The 3094-nt window shown below is 39.9% G+C and carries 4 protein-coding genes and 1 pseudogene; all 5 read right to left on the bottom strand.

What is annotated here, in order from left to right; genetic code table 11:
• Window positions 1–299: 299 nt before the first annotated feature.
• Window positions 300–629, bottom strand: a complete 330-nt coding sequence (locus tag PX482_RS15610; RefSeq protein WP_002762465.1) for a HEPN domain-containing protein — start codon at window positions 627–629, stop codon at window positions 300–302.
• Window positions 626–952 carry a nucleotidyltransferase domain-containing protein gene (locus PX482_RS15605; RefSeq protein WP_002762463.1) on the bottom strand — a complete coding sequence of 109 codons (327 nt, stop codon included), beginning with the start codon at window positions 950–952 and terminating at the stop codon, window positions 626–628. Before PX482_RS15605 ends, PX482_RS15610 begins: the two co-directional genes overlap by 4 nt.
• Window positions 953–1313: 361 nt before the next feature.
• Entirely contained in the window at window positions 1314–2006 is a 693-nt protein-coding gene (locus PX482_RS15600) for a DUF3782 domain-containing protein (RefSeq protein WP_288093885.1), read from the bottom strand.
• Between the two features lie 113 nt (window positions 2007–2119).
• Window positions 2120–2791, bottom strand: a complete 672-nt coding sequence (locus tag PX482_RS15595; RefSeq protein WP_052275654.1) for a DUF3782 domain-containing protein — start codon at window positions 2789–2791, stop codon at window positions 2120–2122.
• A gap of 111 nt (window positions 2792–2902) precedes the next feature.
• Window positions 2903–3094: pseudogene (locus PX482_RS15590) on the bottom strand (DUF3782 domain-containing protein); the annotation flags it as partial.

Genomic DNA, 3094 nt, shown 5'->3' with positions numbered 1-3094 from the left:
GGGCAACAAAGCCTGAAACGACCGACTCCTGACGACCGGCTACTGACTCCTACCCCCAGGAAAAACTTTTTCAGCAGACCCTAATTATAAATTATACAGAGGTAGCAGCGGCTAAGTCTGGGTACTGGCGGTGCGGGACGGTGCTATGGCGATTTTACTACCCTATTCAGAAATCTTTGTCAAGTACAATTTATACCAAATTAGATGAGCTTACCCTGATAATTTATCTATCTCTTTATACTAAACTAATGTGTATTAAGCCAGTGGCTTGCTTGTTCTACAAATACTGTGGCGTATTCTCAGGCAATTTGTGTTTGTTCCCTAGTTATTTCAATAACTTGATCATAATCTCCTAATTGTCGTAAATCATAGGTAATTCTTAACGCTTTTGATAGTTCTAATGGTAATTCCCCTGTTTGAATAAAATGTTGAGAAAATTGCTGTCGTACCCCTCGATGACTACGAGTATTGATATTTTTAACTATTAACAGAGCTTGGACTGTACAATAAATGGCATAATAGCAACGAGAAATACAAGCACGATAATAATTTTTTTCAAGTAATAGGGTGGCCGCTTCTAATTCTTCATTAGCTTGATTGATATAGGACGAAATTTGGTTTTGGTTCACAGGACAATCCCTTCTCGGCGAATATTGTCCATTAATGGGGTTTGTCGATGTACAAAGTCTTCATCGGCGATGGGAATCAAAGAAATGAAGGTATTATATTTAAGGTCTAGTTGAGTAGCGATGTCTGCCATCCGAATCACTTCATCTCCAGGGGAAATGGGGCCTTTTAATACGACCATAATATCAATATCTGAGTCCTCATTGGCGTTACCCCTCGCTTGTGAACCAAAAAGGATGAGTTTTACTAACCGGTTTCCATAAAACTTTGCTAATTCTTGGCGAAATTCTTGTAGTATAGGCATTAGGGTTTGTAATTGAGCCATTGTTTTATTACCTAGAAATTATTGTATTTGGCAAAAAAATGTATTATGGTGGCCTGTGCTGATCGTAGCACTTCTAATTGATTTATGAGCATCACCGCCACCAGCGACTAACATCCCTAATACTTTGATACACTTCTCTTAAGGCAACCTCCCCCCCCAAATGAAGGATTAAAGGCGCTAAGTTGGAAATAGTTTCAAGGACATTAGAACGAGTGAGACTCCCCAAAGCCTGAAGGGTTGGGAACATCTCATTTTGGATTTTGGATTGGGGGATTGTCTGTGTGAACCAGTTTCAGGAGAAAACTTCCCATCTGTAGAAGGCGATTGGCGAAAATGGGATGCTCTCATCGCCTTTGAGGTTTTAATAGGTTTGAGGTTGAAAATTATCGGGAATATCTAATTCAAATACTTGGTCATGAATCCGAGCCACATAAAACCCTTCTTGCAGAATTTTTTCCCGTAATTCGTTGGATAAGTCAACCGATGCTAGTATGCCATAGAGTTTTTTTTCTTTGTGTTCAGGGAAAAAGCTGCGAAACCGTTGCAAAATACTTTTTAATTGTGTAATGTATTCCTCTCTAGCATGACTTTTAACCTCAACGATATAGGCAGTATTTAGCTCACCATTGGTATAGGCAAGAACATCAATTTCTAGGTGTTTTCCATCTTTACTGACTCGCACACTGGGACTGATAACTTCCATACCAAACCGTTGTCTGAGAATCGTTTCCATTGAGGGAAGGGCAAGTCCTTCGGTAAAGCTGCCGAATTTGGCACCGAGTCCGCCAATTTGCTGACCTAATTCTTTGAGTTGTTTGTCAGTTTTCTTCTGTTGTTGGGCGTTTTCCTTCTGTTGTTGACTAACTTCCTTCAATAGTAGGTCAGTTTCCTTGAGTTGTTTGTCAGTTTCCTTGAGTTGTTGGGCGTTTTCCTTCTGTTGTTGACTAACTTCCTTCAATAGTAGGTCAGTCTCCTTCAGTTGTTTGTCAGTTTCTTTTTGAGCAGTGGCTAATTCGGCTAAGATTCGCCATACGTCTTCTGATGTAGTTGCCATAGATAAATTTTTTCCTCTGATTTGGTCTATTACTATTTTACTTAATTTTGCCGATTCATGAAGAAAAAAGTGTTGCTGCCTTTGGGCAAGATAGAGCGATTACATTTAAATTTTTAATAAGGTCGAGGTTGAAAATTATCAGGAATATCTAATTCAAATACTTGGTCGTGAATCCGAGCCACATAAAACCCTTCTTGCAGAATTTTTTCCCGTAATTCTGGGGATAAGTCAACCGATGCTAGTATGCCATAGAGTTTTTTATCTTTGTGTTCGGGGAAAAAGCGGCGAAACCGTTGTAAAATACTTTTTAATTGTGTAATGGATTCTTCTCTAGCATGACTTTTAACCTCGACGATATAGGCAGTATTTAGCTCACCATTGGTATAGGCAAGGACATCAATTTCTAGGTGTTGTCCATCTTTACTGACTCGCACACTGGGACTGATAACTTCCATACCAAACCGTTGTCTGAGAATCGTTTCCATTGAGGGAAGGGCAAGTCCTTCGGTAAAACTGCCGAATTTTGCACCAAGTCCCCCAATTTGCCGTCCTAATTCTTTGAGTTGTCGGTCGGTTTCCTGTTGTCGTCGCTCGGTTTCCTTCTGTTGTCGGTCAGTTTCCTTGAGTTGTCGGTCAGTTTCCTTCTGTTGTTGGGCGTTTTCCTTCTGTTGTTGACTGACTTCCTTCAATAGTAGGTCAGTTTCTTTTTGAGCAGCAGTTAATTCGGCCTGAGCCGTCGCTAATTCGGCTAAGAGTCTCCATACGTCTTCTGATGTAGTTGCCATAGATAAATTTTTCCCTCTGATTTGGTCTATTACTATTTTACTGAATTTGGCCGATTCATGAATAAGAGAGTTGTTTTTCCTTTGGGGAAGAGGGCAATCGCATCTAAATTTTTAATAAGGTCGAGGTTGAAAATTATCAGGAATATCGAGTTCAAATACTTGGTCATGAATCCGAGCCACATAAAACCCTTCTTGCAGAATTTTTTCCCGTAATTCTGGGGATAAGTCAACCGATGCTAGTATGCCATAGAGTTTTTTATCTTTGTGTTCAGGAAAAAAGCGGCGAAACCGTTGTAAAATACT

Source organism: Microcystis sp. M53602_WE12, assembly GCF_030065455.1.
Classification (GTDB): domain Bacteria; phylum Cyanobacteriota; class Cyanobacteriia; order Cyanobacteriales; family Microcystaceae; genus Microcystis; species Microcystis aeruginosa.
Note: the sequence above shows the minus strand (reverse complement) of the source record. Positions and strands in the feature narration are given on the sequence as shown.